At 35.9% G+C, this 17,690-nt stretch carries 17 protein-coding genes; 8 read left to right on the top strand and 9 right to left on the bottom strand.

The window, feature by feature from the left end; all coding sequences use genetic code 11:
• Positions 1-124: 124 nt before the first annotated feature.
• Positions 125-1,342 carry a diaminopimelate decarboxylase gene (lysA, locus tag V4538_09005; GenBank protein ID MES2381167.1) on the top strand — a complete coding sequence of 406 codons (1,218 nt, stop codon included), beginning with the start codon at positions 125-127 and terminating at the stop codon, positions 1,340-1,342.
• A 190-nt stretch (positions 1,343-1,532) separates the two neighbouring features.
• Positions 1,533-4,121, top strand: a complete 2,589-nt coding sequence (locus V4538_09000; protein MES2381166.1) for an ATP-dependent Clp protease ATP-binding subunit — start codon at positions 1,533-1,535, stop codon at positions 4,119-4,121.
• A 64-nt stretch (positions 4,122-4,185) separates the two neighbouring features.
• Here V4538_09000 and mce read toward each other — a convergent pair whose 3' ends face one another.
• Both mce and V4538_08990 read right to left on the bottom strand, forming a co-directional pair.
• On the bottom strand, positions 4,186-4,590 hold the full coding sequence (gene mce, locus V4538_08995; protein MES2381165.1) for a methylmalonyl-CoA epimerase: 405 nt from the start codon (positions 4,588-4,590) through the stop codon (positions 4,186-4,188).
• A 30-nt stretch (positions 4,591-4,620) separates the two neighbouring features.
• Positions 4,621-5,247 (bottom strand): 4'-phosphopantetheinyl transferase superfamily protein, encoded by a 627-nt coding sequence (locus V4538_08990; GenBank protein ID MES2381164.1) that lies wholly within the window; start codon positions 5,245-5,247, stop codon positions 4,621-4,623.
• 80 nt (positions 5,248-5,327) lie between these two features.
• Here V4538_08990 and V4538_08985 point away from each other — a divergent pair, with 80 nt between their 5' ends.
• Positions 5,328-6,257: a WD40 repeat domain-containing protein gene (locus V4538_08985; GenBank protein ID MES2381163.1), complete on the top strand. Its 930-nt coding sequence runs from the start codon at positions 5,328-5,330 to the stop codon at positions 6,255-6,257.
• 73 nt (positions 6,258-6,330) lie between these two features.
• Positions 6,331-7,587: an ABC transporter permease gene (locus V4538_08980; GenBank protein ID MES2381162.1), complete on the top strand. Its 1,257-nt coding sequence runs from the start codon at positions 6,331-6,333 to the stop codon at positions 7,585-7,587.
• A gap of 11 nt (positions 7,588-7,598) precedes the next feature.
• Here V4538_08980 and V4538_08975 read toward each other — a convergent pair whose 3' ends face one another.
• Together V4538_08975 and V4538_08970 are read right to left on the bottom strand one after the other, a co-directional pair.
• The gene (locus V4538_08975; protein MES2381161.1) at positions 7,599-7,982 is read right to left on the bottom strand and encodes a DUF3037 domain-containing protein; all 384 of its coding nucleotides are present in this window, start codon (positions 7,980-7,982) and stop codon (positions 7,599-7,601) included.
• Positions 7,960-8,757 (bottom strand): HipA family kinase, encoded by a 798-nt coding sequence (locus V4538_08970; GenBank protein ID MES2381160.1) that lies wholly within the window; start codon positions 8,755-8,757, stop codon positions 7,960-7,962. The genes V4538_08975 and V4538_08970 overlap by 23 nt, the downstream gene beginning before the upstream one ends.
• 210 nt (positions 8,758-8,967) lie before the next feature.
• Here V4538_08970 and fbp point away from each other — a divergent pair, with 210 nt between their 5' ends.
• The 4 genes from fbp to V4538_08950 are packed head-to-tail and all read left to right on the top strand — an operon-like array spanning position 8,968 to position 11,746.
• Positions 8,968-9,969: a class 1 fructose-bisphosphatase gene (fbp, locus tag V4538_08965; GenBank protein ID MES2381159.1), complete on the top strand. Its 1,002-nt coding sequence runs from the start codon at positions 8,968-8,970 to the stop codon at positions 9,967-9,969.
• A gap of 54 nt (positions 9,970-10,023) precedes the next feature.
• Positions 10,024-10,392, top strand: a complete 369-nt coding sequence (locus V4538_08960; protein MES2381158.1) for a YraN family protein — start codon at positions 10,024-10,026, stop codon at positions 10,390-10,392.
• 2 nt (positions 10,393-10,394) lie between these two features.
• The gene (locus tag V4538_08955; GenBank protein MES2381157.1) at positions 10,395-11,255 is read left to right on the top strand and encodes a hydroxymethylglutaryl-CoA lyase; all 861 of its coding nucleotides are present in this window, start codon (positions 10,395-10,397) and stop codon (positions 11,253-11,255) included.
• A gap of 2 nt (positions 11,256-11,257) precedes the next feature.
• Positions 11,258-11,746, top strand: a complete 489-nt coding sequence (locus tag V4538_08950) for an N-acetyltransferase family protein (GenBank protein MES2381156.1) — start codon at positions 11,258-11,260, stop codon at positions 11,744-11,746.
• Between the two features lie 75 nt (positions 11,747-11,821).
• On the opposite strand, the gene fabD is transcribed toward V4538_08950, so the two are convergent.
• The 5 genes from fabD to V4538_08925 form a co-directional block, all read right to left on the bottom strand.
• Positions 11,822-12,703 (bottom strand): ACP S-malonyltransferase, encoded by an 882-nt coding sequence (fabD, locus tag V4538_08945; GenBank protein MES2381155.1) that lies wholly within the window; start codon positions 12,701-12,703, stop codon positions 11,822-11,824.
• Positions 12,704-12,746: 43 nt separating this feature from the next.
• The gene (locus tag V4538_08940) at positions 12,747-13,154 is read right to left on the bottom strand and encodes a 6-carboxytetrahydropterin synthase (protein MES2381154.1); all 408 of its coding nucleotides are present in this window, start codon (positions 13,152-13,154) and stop codon (positions 12,747-12,749) included.
• Between the two features lie 106 nt (positions 13,155-13,260).
• Positions 13,261-13,899, bottom strand: a complete 639-nt coding sequence (pdxH, locus tag V4538_08935; GenBank protein ID MES2381153.1) for a pyridoxamine 5'-phosphate oxidase — start codon at positions 13,897-13,899, stop codon at positions 13,261-13,263.
• An 8-nt stretch (positions 13,900-13,907) separates the two neighbouring features.
• On the bottom strand, positions 13,908-16,592 hold the full coding sequence (locus V4538_08930) for a D-alanine--D-alanine ligase (GenBank protein MES2381152.1): 2,685 nt from the start codon (positions 16,590-16,592) through the stop codon (positions 13,908-13,910).
• A gap of 126 nt (positions 16,593-16,718) precedes the next feature.
• Entirely contained in the window at positions 16,719-17,681 is a 963-nt protein-coding gene (locus tag V4538_08925) for an AAA family ATPase (GenBank protein ID MES2381151.1), read from the bottom strand.
• Between the last annotated feature and the right edge of the window lie 9 nt (positions 17,682-17,690).

Below are 17,690 nucleotides of genomic sequence, written 5' to 3'. Positions count from 1 at the left end.
AATAAAATCAATAACTATGCCTTAGCAAATCATAAGTCAATAAGTCCAACAAAGTTTTTAAGCAAAAAGTTTTCGGGTGTTTAAAAAATACAGCATATTGCAGGCTTATATAAACTTTATTTTAATGATAACAGAGCAATTAAACGAACAATTATTAAGTATTGCGCAAACTTATGAGGCGCCTGTGTATGTGTACCATGCAGAAACAATTATTAACCAATACAACAAATTAATTAACGCGTTTAAGCCATTAAAGATAAAGATAAAGTATGCTTGTAAAGCATTAAACAACACTGCTATTCTACAGTTGCTAAAACAACAGGGAAGCGGTTTAGATACCGTTTCTATCAATGAGGTTTTATTGGGATTACAGGCAGGTTTTTTACCAAACGAAATTATTTTTACACCCAACTGTGTAGGATTTGAAGAAATAGAGCAAGCCGTTGAATTAGGTGTACATATAAATATAGACAATATTTCCATTCTTGAGCAATTTGGCAGCAAATATGGCCACTCTGTTCCTTGTTGTATTCGATTAAACCCACATATTTTAGCAGGCGGAAATACCAAAATTTCTACCGGCCATATCGATTCAAAATTCGGTATTTCAGTGTACCAGCTACGCCATGTATTACGTGTTATAAAAACACATAATATACATGTAAACGGATTACACATGCACACCGGAAGCGATATATTAGATGCAGGAGTATTTTTACAGGGTGCCGAAATATTATTTGATGCCGCAAAAGACTTTACCGAACTTGATTTTATTGATTTTGGCAGCGGCTTTAAAGTAGCTTATAAACCAAACGATATTACTACAGATATAGAAGAGCTGGGCAAAAGCCTGAGCCATCGTTTTAACGAGTTTTGCGATGAGTACGGAAAAAAGCTGGAGCTTTGGTTTGAACCCGGTAAATTCCTGGTAAGCGAAAGCGGTTACTTTTTAGTAAAAGCCAACGTTATTAAGCAAACTACCGCTACCGTTTTTGTGGGTGTTAACAGCGGATTGAATCATTTAATACGCCCAATGCTATATGACTCATACCACCATATTATTAACCTGAGCAATACCAATGGTAAAGAACGTATTTATACGGTAGTGGGTTATATATGTGAAACAGATACATTTGCTTGGGATAGAAAGTTAAACGAAGTGCAGGAAGGCGATATTTTATGCTTTATGAATGCCGGTGCCTACGGTATTACCATGAGCAGTAATTACAATGCGCGTTTCAGGCCAGCAGAAGTACTCATTTATAAAAATGAAGTGCACCTGATTAGAAAACGAGAAACAATGGCAGATATTACCCAAAATGAAGTAGCCATGAACTGGTAAAACAATACCCGTTATTTTACCGTTAATAGTTTCAATAATGAATTGATTATTTTACTTTTACCCAAGCAAAATAAGGCATGTTTATAAATTGATGAATAATTAATAAATGCAATGCTAAATTGCATACAACAAATTTGGAACTGATTTTGACTTACTAATAGTCAAAATGAAAAAATTTTGGAATTATAATATGGAAGCGAAATTTTCACCACGTGTTAAAGATGTAATTAGTTATAGCCGCGAAGAAGCAATTCGGTTGGGGCATGACTATATAGGCACAGAACACTTATTACTTGGCCTCATTAGAGAAGGCGAAGGCAAAGCTTTAAAAATGCTGAAAGCACTTGGCGTTGATAGCACTAAACTTAAACGAACCATTGAAGACTCTATAAGAAGTACTGCCAGCAACAATACAAACTTTGTTAATATACCTTTGACCAAACAAGCCGAAAAGGTTTTAAAAATTACTTATTTAGAGGCTAAGATTTTTAAGACGGATATTATCGGTACTGAACATTTATTATTATCAATCCTGCGCGATGAAGATAATTTAGCATCGCAAATACTATCGCAGTTTGGAATAAACTACGATATATTTAAACAGGCTATTGAAAACAGGATAGATGAAGATGTGGACGCACAAAAGAAACAACCAAGAAGTGAATTACCACCGGAGGATGATGATTATTTTGCAGGAGCAGGCAGCGGACGTGAGCAAGAAAGACGTCAGGAGCCTACCCGTAAAAGCGATCCTAAATCAAAAACACCTGTTTTAGATAACTTTGGAAGAGACTTAACAAAAGCGGCTGAAGAAGGTAAAATAGATGCGATTGTAGGTAGAGAAAAAGAGATTGAGCGCGTATCGCAAATTCTATCGCGCAGAAAGAAAAACAACCCTGTTTTAATTGGTGAGCCGGGAGTTGGTAAAACTGCTATTGCCGAGGGTTTGGCCTTACGCATTATGCAACGTAAAGTTAGCCGTGTATTGTTTAACAAACGCGTAGTTATGCTTGATTTAGCCAGCTTAGTAGCAGGTACTAAATACCGCGGACAGTTTGAAGAACGTATGAAAGCAGTAATGAACGAACTGGAAAAAAGTCCTGACGTTATTCTGTTCATTGACGAAATACATACTATTGTTGGTGCCGGTGGAGCAAGTGGAAGTTTAGATGCTTCAAACATGTTTAAACCTGCTTTAGCCAGAGGCGAAATACAATGTATTGGTGCTACTACTTTAAACGAGTACAGACAGTATATTGAAAAAGACGGTGCATTAGAACGCAGGTTTCAGATAGTAATGGTGGAGCCTACTACTCCTGAAGAAACCGTTCAGATATTAAACAATATAAAAGATAAATACGAAACCCATCATAGTGTAACTTATGAGCAAGCAGCGTTAAACGCTTGTGTAAGCATGAGTACTCGTTACATGGTTGACAGACATTTACCAGACAAAGCCATTGATGTAATGGATGAGGTAGGCGCAAGAGTTCACTTAAGCAATATACACGTACCAACCAATGTAATTGAACTGGAAAAACAAGTTGAAGAAATTAAGTTAGAAAAAAATCAGGTAGTAAAAAGCCAGAAATATGAAGAGGCTGCAAAACTACGCGATAAAGAAAAACACTTATTAGAGCAACTTGAAACTGAAAAAGCCAAGTGGGAAGAAGAAGCCAAAACACACCGTTACAATGTTACTGAAGATGATGTAGCAGAAGTAATAGCTATGATGACCGGTGTTCCTGTTAAACGTATTGCACAAAGCGAAGGTGAGCGTTTACTAAAAATGGGCGAAGAGTTAAACGGAAAAGTAATTGGGCAGGATGATGCAATTAAAAAATTAGCCAAAGCTGTTCAACGTAGCCGTTCAGGACTTAAAAACCCTAATAAACCAATTGGTTCATTTATATTCTTAGGACCAACCGGTGTAGGTAAAACCGAAATGGTTAAAGTATTAGCCAGATATTTATTCGACTCAGACGATGCGATGATTCGTATTGACATGAGTGAATACATGGAAAAATTTGCGGTAAGCCGTTTGGTGGGAGCCCCTCCGGGATATATTGGTTACGAAGAAGGTGGTCAGTTAACTGAAAAAATACGTAGAAAACCTTATTCAGTTATATTATTAGATGAGGTAGAAAAAGCGCATCCGGATGTATTTAACTTATTGTTACAAGTATTGGACGAAGGCTTTTTAACTGATAGCTTAGGCCGTAAAATAGACTTTAGAAACACCATTATCATTATGACTTCAAACATTGGAAGTCGTCAGTTAAAAGATTTTGGTGCAGGAGTTGGCTTTAGTACACCTAGTAAAGATGCAGGTTTCCAAAAAGACTCTAAGTTGGTAATAGAAAATGCATTGAAACGTTTCTTCTCACCTGAGTTTTTAAACAGGGTTGATGATGTAATTGTATTTAACTCATTAAACAAAGAAGCGATTACTAAAATTTTAGATATTAACTTATCAAAATTGGTTAAACGTATTGAAGAGTTAGGATTTAAATTTAACATTACAGACAGTGCAAAAGAGTTCTTAATTGAAAAAGGATTTGATGCAGACTTAGGTGCAAGGCCTTTGGCAAGAACCATTCAAAAATATGTGGAAGACGGAATAGCAGAACAATTGTTATTACAACATACCGGAGACGGAGAAACCATTGAGGTTGATTTTGACAAAGAAGCCAATCCTGAAGAGTTGAAAATTACAACCGTTAAAAAGAAAGAGAGAAAGAAAAAAGATACCACTGTTGACAAAACAACAGAAGAGTAATTACTTTCAAACCATAAAAGAAAAGGCTTTGCAACATTGCAAAGCCTTTTCTTTTTAAACTCGTTTATTGAATCTCCTGGCACAATTCTATCAATACACCATTGCTATTTTTAGGATGCAGGAAAACAATCAGCTTATTATCGGCACCTTGCTTGGGTGTTTCATTAATAAATACAAAACCTTCTGCTTTCAATCGGCTAATTTCCGCATAAATATCATCTACAGCAAAAGCTATATGGTGCATGCCCTCCCCTTTTTTCTCTATAAATTTGGCAATGGCACTGTCTTCATGCGTGGCTTGTAAAAGCTCTACTTTGGTTTCACCCGTTTTGTAAAATAAAGTTTTTACATTTTCACTCACTACAGCCTCTTCCTTATAAGGGGTAGTACCCAATAATGCATTGAATAATTTGCTGCTGACATCAGCATCCTTTACAGCTATACCTATATGTTCTATGTTGTTAAGCATGTTTCTTATATTGTTATATTATTTTGATTGTTAAAAGCAGTAAGCAATAAAGTAATTATCCAATTGGTAATAATGTACCGGCAATACCTGTTGCGTTTCGTTCTTATTCAGTTTACAATTAAATGTTCCCTCGTTGTTTGCAACAAAAGGCTGTACTTCCATATTTCCCCTGAAATCCAATTCCCGTTTCCCATACCATTTATACACGGCTTCTTTGGCACTCCAAATAAGTGTTTTATGTTCAATGGTATGGCCAAATTGTTTTTCAGGCTCATTCATAAATTTGTGTGCTACCCTATTAATTCTATCGTCTATTTGTTCAATATCCAAACCAATTTCGTGGGTTTTACATACCATTACACCTACATATAAATGAGAGTGTGAAATACTGATAAAATATTTTTCTCCATCAATGTATAAAGTAGGTTTGTTATGTATATCCTTATGAATTTCTATTTTATGGCTGCTAAATAAATGTTGCACCAATACCCTGCTTGCAAACCAATGTAAGCCTACACTCTCTGCCGGGTTAACAGGCTTGGAAGTATCATGAAAGTTTTGACTCAGTATTTCTTCCAGTTCTGCTTTTGTTTCAGTAATCTGCCAGATACCCAGTAGCACCTCATTGGTTATATTTTGTAAAGAAATAATTGGCAAAATATTTTTAGCTCGTTTTATTTATCGTTGCTTTGCAATAATAAATGTAAAGCTTTATAAAAAAAGCATTTTGCTTAAGCATGATAAAAAAAATAAACGTACAAAAGTTACATCAGTTTAGCGGACACAAGGATTGTATTTATACCGTAATCCCTTCCTTACATGCCGATTGTTTTTACTCCGGAGCAGGCGAAGGTTATGTGGTAGAATGGAATTACAAAACCAAAGCAGATGGTAAACTCATATGTCAGGTTCATCGTCCCGTATACAGTTTGTTACTATTAAAAGAACAGCAACAGCTATTGGTAGGTTCAGCCCAAGGAAATTTACATGTAATAGATTTAAGAAATAACAAAGAAATAAGAAATATTGAAGCCCATCAATTGGGTATTTTTGATATTAAGCTCCACAACGAAACCATTATAACTACAGGAGGAGATGGTAAAGTAAATATTTTTGACAGGCATACTTTTGCTTTACTGCACACTATTAATGAATCAAATAAAAGTGCCCGTGCAGTTGCTTTAAATACCACCCGGAACGAAATGGCTATTGGTTATTCTGACCACGCTATACGCATTTTTGATTTAAATACTTTCACTTTAAAAAACACCCTACAATACCATATCAATTCTGTATTTGCATTGAGCTATTGCCACCACGATAAACACTTATTAAGTGGTGGGCGCGATGTATTTTTAAAGTTTTTTGATGCTACCAAAAACTATGAATTAATAAAAGATATTCCGGCACATACTTTACATATAAACTCCATACAGTTTAGCCCTGATGGAAATTTATTTGCTACGGTAAGCATGGATAAAACACTCAAAATTTGGGATGGCAATACTTTTGATTTAATAAAAGTAATTGACAAAGCACGCAACGATGCCCATATTACTTCTATTAACAAAGTAGTATGGCTTAACAACAACCAGTTATTAACCGGTAGTGACGATAAAACAATTATGCTTTGGGAAATAAGCGAAAACGTGGAAACAGCGTATTAACAAACAATACAACCTCTTATCAAATACTATTTGTTATTAGCTCATTATAATTCATATTTTGAATATTAAATAAATGAAAAACTTTCTAATCATATTTACACAAATAAAAGAAAGTGCTATAGCGGCTTTTTATACCATGTATTTAAACAAGGTACGCACGCTCCTTTCTACCCTTGGTATTACCATTGGTATATTTTGTATTATAGCCGTACTGGCTGTGGTTGAAAGCTTTGAAACCAGCTTGCACCAAAGTGTAGAAAGCTTGGGTAACGATGTAATATTTGTAGAAAAATGGCCCTGGACCTTTGGCCCTGATTATAAATGGTGGAAATTCATGAACAGACCTAACGCTTCTATTGATGAAATGGAAACCATTAGCGAGAAATCGCAGCTATCGTCAGGGCAAATGTTAACCATTAATATAGGAGGTAAAACTTTAAAAAATGGAAACAATAGCGCAAGTGGTATTGATATACAAGGTGTAACCCACGATTATTATTTGGTACGCAATTTCGATATAGCCAATGGCAGGTACTTTACCGAAAATGAATCGGAAAATGGAAACAATGTTTGTTTAATTGGTTACAATTTAGCCCAATCTTTATTTCCCAGTATCAGCCCAATTGACAAAAACATAAAAATTTCGGGTATTAACTTTACGGTAATTGGTGTATTTGGTAAAGAAGGCGAAAGCTTAATAGGCAACAGTTTAGATAACATAGCCATTTTACCCGTAAATGCCGCGGCCCGTTTTGTACGTATCAATAGCGATATGGCCAATAGCCGCATACATGTAAAAGCAGGCTTAAGTGGAATACCAGCACTGGAACAGGAAATAAATGGAATTATGAGGAGCAAACGGAAACTAAAACCCGGACAGGAAGAAAACTTTGCTTTGAATAAAACCACTTTAATTACCCAACAACTGGATCAAACTTTTGCAACCGTTAACATAGCCGGTTGGATAATAGGCTTATTTGCCATGCTTGTAGGGGGTTTCGGCATAGCCAATATTATGTTTGTAAGCGTAAAAGAAAGAACCAACCAAATAGGTATTCAAAAAAGCTTAGGCGCTAAAAACTACTTTATTTTAATTGAGTTTTTAATTGAAGCCATTATACTTTGCTTGTTGGGTTGTGCCACCGGTTTATTACTGGTATGGGGCATTGTAACCATATTAGGCAGTGCTTTTGATTTTGTATTTTACCTCAGCTTCAAAAACATTGTAATAGGTGTTGTCACCAGTATTGTTATTGGTGTTATTTCCGGTTTTTTACCCGCATTAACAGCCTCTCGCTTAAACCCTGTTGATGCTATCAGGAGTAAATAATAAATCAATTTTTACAAAACCAATTCTTCAAACAAACGCTTAGCTGTTTGCTCTAAATCATTACATAAACCTGGGTGTGGTCTTGACAGTTGGATAGCGGAGCTTCTTACTGCACTTAGCCACCTGAAACGTGATGGCACGTCTAATTGTGCAATAGGCCCACATTTTTTATTACCACTGGCTATTCCTTCCAACGATTGTAAATTCAATTTAATCTGGTCGATGTCCAGCTCCTTAGAAAATACCAATAATTTAGCTTCATCAACGGTATAATGCACTTTGATAAATTTTGCTTTTTTGCAAAAAAGAATAATACCAACATTCACGAATTCTTCTCGCTCAACTATTGGTAACACGCGAATAACAGCGTACTCATATAAGTGTTTTTCTTGCATCTTGCGCTTCGTTTATAAAAGTATCTGAATGACCTAATCTAGTAACTAAAAATTGGTAATATATTTCTCTCAATGCTTCCGGGCTCTCATTGGTATCTTCCCAATTCAGCCATTCATCGGGAATAAGCATTACTATTTCCTTTATTTTTTCTGCTGTTAAAATCTTTTTAAACGCCTCGTTTACCTCTTCCAGTAACTCGGCCTTAGGTAATAAAACATGGTCTTTTACCAAAGCAAAACGGCTTTTGGCATGAGTTTCCCAATCGGTAAATGAGTGATGAAAATACAAACATGCGCCATGGTCAATTAACCACAACTCTTTATACCAGATAAGCATATTGGTATTTCTAACGGTTCTGTCCACGTTCATAATAAAAGCATCTAGCCATACAATTTGCGAAGCCAGTTTTGGAGCAATAGGTGTAACAACGGGATCAAAATTAATAGAGCCCGATAAAAAATGTAATGCTAAGTTTAACCCTTTACTCGCTTTCAGTAAATCCTGAATTTCCTGATCAGCTTCTGTTTGCCCAAAAGCTTCATCCAAGTTGGCAAAAACCAACTCAGGTATTTTTAATCCCAGTGCACGGGCTATCTCCCCCCCTACTAATTCTGCAATTAAAACCTTTGGCCCTTGCCCCGAACCTCTGAATTTAAGCACATACTTAAAATCATCAGCTGCTTCGGCTAAAGCAGGTAAGGAGCCTCCTTCACGCAAAGGAGTTATATACCGGGTTACTTCTATTGTCCGTAACGAAATTTTTTCTACTGTCATGTTATGAATGGTATCACCAACTAAAAGCTATCAAACAATAAACAACTCTAATACCAGCGCCAAAAGTACAAAATTTAACAGATATGGCGTTCGGCACTGAATTATTAAAAACCAAAGCATAGAAATGATACACAAAAAGGCTGCTTTTAGTCAAACCTTATTACACTTTAGGCATAATTTATTACTATTGCTGAAATTTTAAATACATTTATGGAAAACGTTACTACCCTCGGACAATTTATTATTGAAAAACAAAAGGATTTTCCTTTCGCAAAAGGTGAGCTTTCTCGCTTATTACGCGATATTGGAATAGCTGCAAAAGTAATTAGTCGTGAGGTTAACAAAGCCGGTTTAACAAGTATATTAGGCGACCACGGAAGCGTGAATGTACAGGGAGAAGATGTAAAGAAACTGGATATTATAGGTAATGAAATGTTTATTTCAACCTTGAGTAAAGGTGGCGAAGTTTGTGTATTGGCCAGCGAAGAAAACGATGGTATTATTCCACTACAAGGTACTTACTCAAAAAATGGCAAATACGTAGTTTGTATTGATCCGTTAGATGGCTCATCAAACATTGATGTAAATGTTTCCATTGGTACTATATTTTCTATTTACCGTAGGTTATCAGAGCCGGGTACTGAACCAACCGATGCTGATGTATTACAGGCAGGAAACAAATTAATAGCTGCCGGATATGTAATTTATGGTTCATCAACCATGTTGGTATTTAGCACTGGTAAAGGCGTAAATGCATTTACTTTAGATACTTCTATCGGTGAGTTCTGTTTAAGTCATGCCGATGTAAAAACACCTGATGATGGAAAAATGTATTCTATCAACGAAGGTAATGCTGCTGAGTTTCCACAAGGCGTAAAAGATTATTTAGCATGGGTAAAAGAAAGCGATAAAGCAACCAATCGTCCTTACACAGCCCGTTATATTGGTTCTATGGTGGCCGATTTCCACCGTAATTTATTAAAAGGTGGTGTGTTTATATACCCGCCAACAGCTAAAAGCCCTAATGGTAAATTACGCTTGTTATTTGAAGGTATTCCAATGAGCTATATTGCTGAACAAGCCGGAGGATTAGCTACTACAAGCACAACCCGCATTTTAGATGTAGAACCAACTGCTATACACCAACGTGTGCCTATTATTATGGGTTCAAAAAACATGGTGAATAAAGTAGTGGAGTTTATGAGTAAATAGTCGTTGGTCGATAGACCATGGACCATAGATAAAGCCATTTCATAACCAAAAGAAATGAAAAATAACAATAAAGTCACAGGTGAAATTGGAGAGCAATTAGCTTGTGACTTTTTGCTTAATAAGGGTTACGAAATAGTAGAACGCAACTATACACAGCTAAAAACAGAAATTGATATTATTGCCAAATACCAGAATTGTTTGGTAATAGTCGAAGTAAAAACAAGGAGCAGCAATTTTATAAACCCGGAAAATGCAGTTAGCAAAAGCAAACAAAAAACATTAACGGAGGCTGCGTTGTTATATCAAGAAAGCAAACAGTTAACTTGTGAAATGAGGTTTGACATTATTGCTGTTGTTAAATCGAAAACAGAAACAGAAATTATGCATTTTGAAGATGCATTTTATCCATATACAACCTATTAAAAATGGCTATTAAAATAATTGAATGTCCGCGCGATGCCATGCAAGGCCTCCACGATTTTATTCCAACCGCTACCAAAATTGAATACATCAACCAACTGTTAAAAGTAGGCTTTGATACCATTGATTTTGGAAGCTTTGTATCGCCTAAAGCTATTCCCCAGCTGGTAGATACAGCAGAGGTTTTAGCCAATTTAGATTTAGCCAATACCACCAGTAAGCTGTTAGCCATTGTAGCCAATGTAAAAGGTGCAGAAACAGCAGTTCAACACCCGGAAATAAAATACATAGGCTTTCCATTTTCTATCAGCGAAACCTTTCAGCAACGCAATACCAACAGCAGCATAGCACAAAGCTTAGAAACCGTAAAAGCCATTCAGGCTTTATGTGTTAAAAACAATAAAGAATTGGTGCTATATATTTCTATGGGCTTTGGTAATCCTTATGGCGATGTGTGGAATACTGAAATAGTAGAAAAATGGGTACAGGAAATGCATGCGTTAGGCATTAAAATAATATCGTTAAGCGATACCATTGGTATTGCCAATCCAGACTCAATCAGTTATTTATTTAAACATTTAATACCTGCGTTTCCTACTATAGAGTTTGGTGCACACTTACACACCACACCAAATACTTGGCAGGAAAAAATAGATGCCGCTTACCAAAATGGATGCAAGCGTTTTGATGGTGCTTTAAAAGGTTTTGGAGGCTGCCCGATGGCCTCCGATAAACTAACTGGCAATATGCCTACGGAAAACATGTTTATTCGTTTTAACGACTTAAATGAGCAAACAAATATCAATCAAGATGCATTCTTTAATGCAATGTTACTAGCCGATAAAATATTTGCCAACGCACACTAAATATGTTACTACGCCAAGCCAATATTAACGACATCAGAGCCATTACGGATATATACAATGATGCAGTAATTAATACCGTTGCTACATTTGATATTGACATAAAAAGTAACAATCAAATGTTAGCATGGCTACAGGCACACGATGAAAAATATTGTGTAATAGTGTGTGAAGTAAACAATGAAATTGCAGGCTGGGCAAGTTTAACCCGTTACAGCGATAGAATTGCCTACGACAGAACAGCCGAGTTTAGTATTTATTTTCACCCCGATTATAAGGGCAAAAAACTAAGCAAACCCTTAATGGCTGCTTGCATACAACAAGGCCAGCAACATGGTGTAAAAGCCATATTAGCCCGCATTACCGAAGGCAATCAAATTAGTATAAAACTACACGAGCATTTTGGTTTTTTTATGGTAGGAACCATGAAACAAGTAGGTGTAAAATTTAATCAGGTATTGGATGTACACTTAATGCAGTTGTTAGTAAAATAAATCTATTTAATTACTCATAACAAAAAAGCCATTGCAGTTAAAACTACAATGGCTTTTTTTATAACACTTGGTATATTAAATACTTTGTGCGTTTGCTTCTTTAGCTATTTTTTTAACCAAACCTTGTAAAACAGTTCCGGGACCACACTCATAAAAGGTACTAGCACCATCTGCCACCATAGCTTGTACCGATTGAGTCCATTTAACAGGCGCTGTTAACTGAGCTATTAAATTGCTTTTTATTTCTTCTACATTATTGACCGCTTTGGCTACATAATTTTGGTAGATAGGGCAAATAGGCTCGCTAAACTGTGTATTCATAATGGCTGCCGCTAATTCCTGGCGGGCAGGTTCCATTAATGGAGAGTGAAATGCTCCACCAACCTGTAATACCAAAGCACGTTTAGCACCTGCAGCTTTTAATAATTCGCAGGCTTTGTTTACACCTTCTATTGAACCCGAAATAACCAATTGGCCCGGGCAGTTATAATTGGCTGCAACTACTACTTCATCAGTAATACCTGCACAAATTTCTTCTACTTTAGCATCTTCTAAACCCAATACCGCTGCCATGGTTGATGGTTGCAACTCACAGGCTTTTTGCATAGCCATAGCACGTGCATAAACCAAACGCAAAGCATCATCAAAAGTTAAAACTTTATTGGCAACTAAGGCAGAAAACTCACCTAAACTGTGGCCTGCAACCATATCCGGTTTAAAGCTTTCGCCAGCACTCAATGCTTTAATAACTGAATGTAAAAATACAGCAGGTTGGGTTACCCTAGTTTGTTTTAAATCCTCATCAGTACCCGAAAACATTAAATCAGTAATGTTAAATCCTATTATTTCATTTGCTCTGTCAAATAGTGCTTTTGCGTCAGGGTTTGATTCATATAAATCTTTACCCATGCCCACAAATTGCGCACCTTGCCCCGGAAATATGTATGCGTTTTTCATAAAATAAATTTTGTTTATTGATTAATTACTTAGACTAAAAATACTATTCTCCCCAGTATTCTACGTAGTTATTTTCGGTTTCCACCAACTTAATATAATGCAGTTTACCATTCTGAATTTTAGGCTCCAAAATATTCCATATCTCTACTATGATGTTTTCAATAGAGGGTAAAATACCTTTCATAAACTCCACATCTTCGTTTAAATTACGGTGGTCTATCTTCTCAACTATTTCATCTTTGATCAAAGATTTCAGTTGCTTTAAATCCATCACCATACCCGTATCTGGGTTGGCTATTCCTTTTATAGTTACAAATAACTCAAAATTATGTCCGTGGTAATATTTGTTGGAACATTTGCCAAAAAAATCTTCATTTTCCTGCTCTGTCCAATTAGGATTGTATAACTTGTGAGCGGCATTAAAACGCTCTCTTCGAGTTATATAAACTATTTTTTGCTTATTATCAGCCATTTAATCTTTTTAAAAAACTTGGCAAATATAGGTGAAGTATTTGCTGTAAAACAAATTTGTTCGTCTAAAGATGCATATTACCTAATTAAGGAGCCAGCCTGCTTACTTTCCAATTATTAGAGGAAATTAATTCAAACAAAAACCTGTCGTGTAAACGACTGTTACGGCCTTGCCAAAACTCAAAGCTGATAGGTGTTACTATATAACCACCCCAATTGCTTGGGCGTAAAAGAGGTTCTTTGGCAAATAAGGCTTCCATTTTTTTTACGCTTTCTTCCAGTAATTTACGGTTGGCAATGACTTTGCTCTGTGGAGAAGCATGTGCACCTATCCTGCTTCCCAATGGGCGGCTGTTAAAATATAAATCTGATTGTTCATCCTGTATTTTAGCCACATGGCCAACAATACGTACCTGTCTTTGTAATTCGGGCCAGAAAAACACCAATGCAGCTTTGTTGTGTTTGGCCAATTGAGCGCCTTTATTGCTTTCAAAATTGGTAAAAAATACCAACCCATTTTCTTCAATTCCTTTTAATAAAACAATTCTGGCGGCCGGAAAATCATTTTCTCCGATAGTTGCTAAAGTCATGGCATTAGGCTCCATTACCTCTGCTTTCAATGCTTCATCAAACCATAACTTAAACTGACCAAAAGGATTTTTTTCTAAATCGCTTTCATCAAAACTTTTTAAAGTATAGTCTACTCTTATATCTGCTACATTCATCACAGCTTTTATTTAATACCCATTCGTTTTGCGCCAAACTCCAATATACCATCTATAAACTCATACGGCTTATAATTGTTTAAAGCACATTGGTGAAAAATAGCGGTAGCAGGTGTCATACCCGGTAACGAGTTAATTTCAATAATGACTACTTCTACCCTGTTTTTTTCAAATATTTTCACAAATGCATCTATACGGCAATAACCTTCTACATTTAAAACCTTGGCTGTTTTCTTTAAAACCTCCCGTACTTTTAAGCTTATTTCTGCCTGGCTTTTAACATTGGTGCTAAACCTGCTTGGTGTAATGTTTTGGCCTTGCCCTGCTAAAAACTTCTCTTCTAATGAAAGTATTTCACCTTCGGCCAATGTTTCGCTAGGCTCAAACATTTCATATTCCAGCTTTCCTTTTTTATAGTGCGTAATTAAACCGCCTGTTACTTCTAAAAAGTGTTTTGCATTACCTTTCTCTACAAATTTCTCCACCAAAAAGTACGATTTCATCGGAAACTCTTCTTTAGGTTTTAAACCTAATTTATCAGCCAACAAAGCATCCATTATTTCGGCATTTCTAAAAACACCTTCTGCGTAATTTACTAAATCATCAACCGATTTAATTTTTTTAACCGCACTGCTACAACCATCATCGGCAGGCTTTGCAATTAAAGGAAAACCAATCTTTTCAATTTGTTTAATAACTTGAGCCTTGTCTTTTTTCCAGTCTTTTTGCTGCACCAACATATGTTCAGCTATCAGTATTTTGTGTTTTTTCAATAGCTCGTTGGTATCGTATTTATTAATGGTAATCCTGCTGCTTTCTACATCGCTTCCGTTGTATGGAATCTTCAATTTATTCAAATAAGTTTGAACGGTTCCATCTTCACCCGGACGGCCATGCAAAGCTATAAATACAGCATCGGCCATTTTTTTCAATTCCTTATAATCAATTTTACGTGGAGCAAATAATTGCGCCTCCGCATCTCCATATTTTTTTATAATGGCATCGCATTCTTTAATTATTTTATCAATGATGGCTGCACGTTTAAAATGCGATAGCTTCTCTTTAATATCATCTGCATTGTCTTTCAACATTACGTTAATGGGCAACAACCATAATTCGTGTGCTTTATCATTACCTGTTACAAACACAGGAAATGGTTGGTACTTGGTGGATGATGCTAATTTTTCATAAATATTACGACCACTCTCCACTGATATATGACGCTCTGTTGAGTAACCGCCCATAAATACAGCTACACGTTTTTTATTTGATTTCTGGCTCTTATTAGCTGCAATTTTTGCATCTAAATATTGTAACAAAGTACGGTGATGAAAATGCACTTGTTGCGACTCTGCTCTTTCAGCAAGAGATGTACGGATAATATAAGTTAAAAACTGCGATGGGTTTAAACCTATTTCTGCTGCCTGATGAAAAAAGAAACTGGAAGGCATCATACCACTGGTGGTATTGGGGTCGTTTAAAAATATTTTTCCTTCTTTATTAATGAATCCATCTATACGTGCATACACATGAAAACTGAAAAAGCTAAACAAATTAGCACATGCTTTTCTTATCTCTTCTATCTTTTTCTCTTCAATATCAATAGGGGTAATTTTACGGCTTAAGCCAGGTAAATATTTACTGCGGTAGTCATATACTTCTTTTCCTTTTACAATCTCTGTGGGTGGTAATGCTACTGCTGAACCATCTTCATTTTTCAGGACTATACAACTAAACTCTCTACCTTCAATAAAGCTTTCAATTAAACATTCCGTTTCGCTATAAATACTTTCTAAGCGAATGGTTGCTGCTTGATTGGTTGATTTAGCTTTTGGAACAAATGTTTCATCCAGTAAAGCCCATAACTCATCGGGATGGTATATAATTTCTTTGTTATGCAGGGCAGGTAAACCAATACCTTCTTTTACATCAGTAATTTTTTGAATAAACTGTATTTTTTGTCTTTCATCTTTACCTATCCAATCCGTTTTTACAATGTCTTGAATAAAAAATGATTTTAAAACAGCATCTTCAAAAGTAGTAAAATCATCATGGCTGATAACACTTACACCAACCGAACTACCTTGATTAGCGGGCTTTACTACAAATGGTAAACCTACCTGCTCTTTTACGCTACTGTATATTTTTTTAAGGTTACTTAATTCACTTTTATGGAACGAAAAATACTTGGGTATATTCATTCCTGCACTTTGCATCAACGATTTTTGTAAACGTTTGTTCATGCCCAAAGCACTTGGCATAATACCAGATCCGCTATAAGGTATATCTAAAAACTCCAATAAACCTTGTATCGTTCCATCTTCACCATTGGCTCCATGTAAAGCTAAAAAAGCAAAATCAATCATTGATTTCAGCTCTTCTGTTTTAACACGTTTGCCTATCTTTTTTATCAATGATTCACCATTGTCTTTATGCGCAGCAGGAATGTTTTCAGCATAAATCTGAATATCGTGTTCTTGTTTTTTTAAAGCAGATACGGGCGGATAAAAGTCGCGGATGGAGCCTTTGTAAATGAACTGCCAATCCAACAAAATAAAGTTATTGAAACTATCAACAAAAATGGGAATAGCTTCAAATAGCGTTTTATCTAAGTTATCATAAACAGTGCGCCCTCCGGCAAATGATACCTCACGTTCGCGGCTATTGCCTCCAAAAAAAATGCCTACTTTCATATTGCTTCAAACCTAATTGAATTTGAGGAACAAAAGTATATTTATTAGCAGAAAATAATGTGAATAGTCACAATTATTGAACTGATAATAATAAACAAAAAGAGCACCTCACGGTGCTCTTTTTTACTATAAAATTCCTTCTATTAGCTTTTCTATTTTAATACCTTCTGCCTCGGCTCGGTAATTCTTAATCATACGGTGGCGTAGTATATTTAATGCTACGGCTTTTACATTTTCAATATCTGGTGAGTATTTGCCGTGTATTAAAGCATGGGCTTTGGCACCAATGATTAAAAACTGTCCTGCACGCGGGCCGGCTCCAAAGTCAATGTATTTTTTTATCTCATCAGTAGCCCACTCACTTTGCGGACGGGTTTTACTTACCAGCTTAACCGCATAGTCAATTACATTATCAGCCACCGGTGTTTTACGCACCAAGTTCTGAAATGCTAATATTTCCTGACCATGTAATATTTTATTTAACTCTACAGTTTTATTGCTTGTGGTTGATTTTATAATTTCAACCTCTTCAGCAAAACTAGGATAGTCTAATAATACATTAAACATAAAACGGTCTAACTGTGCTTCTGGAAGTGCATACGTTCCTTCTTGTTCAATAGGGTTTTGCGTTGCCAATACAAAAAATGGATTGGGTAAATGATGCAATTGTCCATTGATAGTAACCGACTTTTCCTGCATAGCCTCTAACAAAGCGGCCTGCGTTTTAGGAGGTGTACGGTTTATTTCATCAGCTAAAATAATATTAGCAAATATAGGACCACGCAAAAATTGAAATTCGCGTTTTTCATTCAAAATTTCCGACCCGGTTATATCACTCGGCATTAAATCCGGTGTAAACTGAATACGGTTAAACTCCAAATCTAAAACCTGGCTTAGGGTTTTAACCAATAATGTTTTAGCTAAACCGGGTAAACCAATCATTAAGGTATGTCCATTACTAAAAATGGAAATAAGCAATGATTCAACTACGTAATCTTGCCCAACAATTACTTTCCCAATTTCTTTTTTTAACTCGGTATATTTTTGGTGCAAAGCATTTGCAGCTTCTACATCGTTATTAAATTGCATGTTGCTATG

The sequence above is a fragment of the Bacteroidota bacterium genome (assembly GCA_040388375.1).
Taxonomy (GTDB): Bacteria; Bacteroidota; Bacteroidia; order UKL13-3; family UKL13-3; genus JAAFJM01.
The sequence above is the reverse complement of the archived record's forward strand: the minus strand, read 5'-3'. Positions and strand labels throughout refer to the sequence as shown.

Excerpts from the sequence above, each read along its gene's own strand:
- V4538_08960 (MES2381158.1), top strand. The coding sequence starts at position 10,024 with ATGAAAAATAACAATAAAGTCACAGGTGAAATTGGAGAGCAATTAGCT.
- pdxH (MES2381153.1), bottom strand. The coding sequence starts at position 13,899 with ATGAATGTAGCAGATATAAGAGTAGACTATACTTTAAAAAGTTTTGAT.
- V4538_08925 (MES2381151.1), bottom strand. The coding sequence starts at position 17,681 with ATGCAATTTAATAACGATGTAGAAGCTGCAAATGCTTTGCACCAAAAA.
- V4538_08950 (MES2381156.1), top strand. The coding sequence starts at position 11,258 with ATGTTACTACGCCAAGCCAATATTAACGACATCAGAGCCATTACGGAT.
- V4538_08985 (MES2381163.1), top strand. The coding sequence starts at position 5,328 with ATGATAAAAAAAATAAACGTACAAAAGTTACATCAGTTTAGCGGACAC.
- V4538_08930 (MES2381152.1), bottom strand. The coding sequence starts at position 16,592 with ATGAAAGTAGGCATTTTTTTTGGAGGCAATAGCCGCGAACGTGAGGTA.
- V4538_09000 (MES2381166.1), top strand. The coding sequence starts at position 1,533 with ATGGAAGCGAAATTTTCACCACGTGTTAAAGATGTAATTAGTTATAGC.
- V4538_08970 (MES2381160.1), bottom strand. The coding sequence starts at position 8,757 with ATGACAGTAGAAAAAATTTCGTTACGGACAATAGAAGTAACCCGGTAT.
- V4538_08975 (MES2381161.1), bottom strand. The coding sequence starts at position 7,982 with ATGCAAGAAAAACACTTATATGAGTACGCTGTTATTCGCGTGTTACCA.
- V4538_08980 (MES2381162.1), top strand. The coding sequence starts at position 6,331 with ATGAAAAACTTTCTAATCATATTTACACAAATAAAAGAAAGTGCTATA.
- mce (MES2381165.1), bottom strand. The coding sequence starts at position 4,590 with ATGCTTAACAACATAGAACATATAGGTATAGCTGTAAAGGATGCTGAT.
- fabD (MES2381155.1), bottom strand. The coding sequence starts at position 12,703 with ATGAAAAACGCATACATATTTCCGGGGCAAGGTGCGCAATTTGTGGGC.
- lysA (MES2381167.1), top strand. The coding sequence starts at position 125 with ATGATAACAGAGCAATTAAACGAACAATTATTAAGTATTGCGCAAACT.
- fbp (MES2381159.1), top strand. The coding sequence starts at position 8,968 with ATGGAAAACGTTACTACCCTCGGACAATTTATTATTGAAAAACAAAAG.
- V4538_08955 (MES2381157.1), top strand. The coding sequence starts at position 10,395 with ATGGCTATTAAAATAATTGAATGTCCGCGCGATGCCATGCAAGGCCTC.